General features: G+C 61.4%; 2 protein-coding genes. Both read right to left on the reverse strand.

Going from position 1 to position 1,478, the window contains the following annotated elements:
• Positions 1 to 25 precede the first annotated feature (25 nt).
• Positions 26 to 325 carry a hypothetical protein gene (locus tag AB4Z48_RS40420; protein ID WP_441624506.1) on the reverse strand — a complete coding sequence of 100 codons (300 nt, stop codon included), beginning with the start codon at positions 323 to 325 and terminating at the stop codon, positions 26 to 28.
• 12 nt (positions 326 to 337) lie between these two features.
• Entirely contained in the window at positions 338 to 1,420 is a 1,083-nt protein-coding gene (locus AB4Z48_RS40425; protein ID WP_441624508.1) for an IS630 family transposase, read from the reverse strand.
• Positions 1,421 to 1,478: the final 58 nt, after the last annotated feature.

The raw sequence follows: 1,478 nt of genomic DNA on the forward strand, positions 1-1,478 counted from the left end.
CTAGTACAACATCCCGTAAATAGATTTAATAATTATCAGGCTGTAGGTACGGCTCCAGGAGCGTGACGACCACCTGGGCCATCTCGTCGAGCGAGCCTGCGCCTGGCAACGGCTCCCAACGCCCACTATGGTTGCGAAAGGCGGCGCCATAACGATTGCGGCCGAGTTCGGTCAGCCGAGCCACCACGGTCGGCTCCTCGTCGTCCAGACGTTTGATCAACAGGTGACGCCCGTAGGCTTGTGTGATGATCTGCTCGTGGCCGAGCAGGCTGCGCAGTTGCTGCTGCAATTTGGCAGCGTAATGTTTGGTGGGTAAGGCTGGCATGTTGATTCTCGATTACGATGCGCCGGTTTGCAGCGGATAGCCCCGGAAGCTCCATTTGAACGGGCGTGCCGCCTGATTGTGCGCGCGGATAAACTGCTCGGTGCGCTCGCGCAGGTGCGCGATGCTAGTGTGACTCGCATGGCGCAGTACCCGGCGCGTGTAGCGGGCAAACCAGAGTTCGATCTGATTGACCCAACTCGCGTGCAACGGCGTGAAGTGGAAGTGAAACCGCTCATCGTGCCGCGCGTTAAACGCCTGCCAGACGGCCTGGGCGCAATGTGTGTTCAGGTTGTCCCAGACGACGTGCACCTGTTTGCCCGGGTACGCGCTTGCCACGCGCTCCATGAAAGCGACCAAATCGTCCTGGGTGCGCCGGTCGCGGCATTCTGCCAGCACCTGTCCGGTATGCACGTCTAGCGCGGCAATCAACGCCTGGGTGCCGTGACGAATATATTCAAACTCACGCCGACGCAGCCGCCCCGGTGCGGGTGCGCGTCCTGGGTGCTTACGCTCGATGGCCTGAATGCCGGTCTTCTCGTCGATACTGAGCACCACCGCGTTTCGCGGCGCCTTCCGGTACARCTTGCAAATGCCGTTGACCTTCTCGCGAAAGGCGGGGTCTGGGCTATGTAGCCATTGCTGGACCCGGTGCGGACGCACGTCGCCGGCCTGCAAAATGCGCTGCACCTGGCTGCGGCTGATCTGCTCGACAACGCCACGCTCCACCGCGCGCGCCACAATCTCATCGAGCGTGGGCGTGACCCGCCCCTCAGGCTCTTGCGTCTCACACGCCAGCGCGATCAACTGTAGTCGCGCCTCGTGCGTGATGCGCGGCGGACGGCCGCTGCGCTCGCCCTCGCGAATGCCTTGGGCACCTTGCTGGGCAATACGCTTGCGCCACAGGCAGACCGTTTGCACCGAGACATCCAGTTCCCGCGCAATGGCTGTATTGGCGTGGCCCTCGTGGGCCCACAACGCGATTCGCGCGCGCATCACATCTCGCTGCGGCGCCGTCTTGCGCTCGATCAGCGATAACAGTTCCTGTCTTTCTTTCTTCGCCAACTTCACTGGCGTTGCATGGCGGCCTCGACTCATCCCGCCATGATATCCGAGGCGATTATTTATTCAAGCTATTTACGGGATGTTGTACTAG

Source organism: Cupriavidus sp. 2TAF22 (genome assembly GCF_052115045.1).
Lineage (GTDB): Bacteria > Pseudomonadota > Gammaproteobacteria > Burkholderiales > Burkholderiaceae > Cupriavidus.

Bases quoted from the DNA above. Each gene is read 5' to 3' on its own strand.
- AB4Z48_RS40420 (WP_441624506.1), bottom strand. From the start codon at position 325: ATGCCAGCCTTACCCACCAAACATTACGCTGCCAAATTGCAGCAGCAA.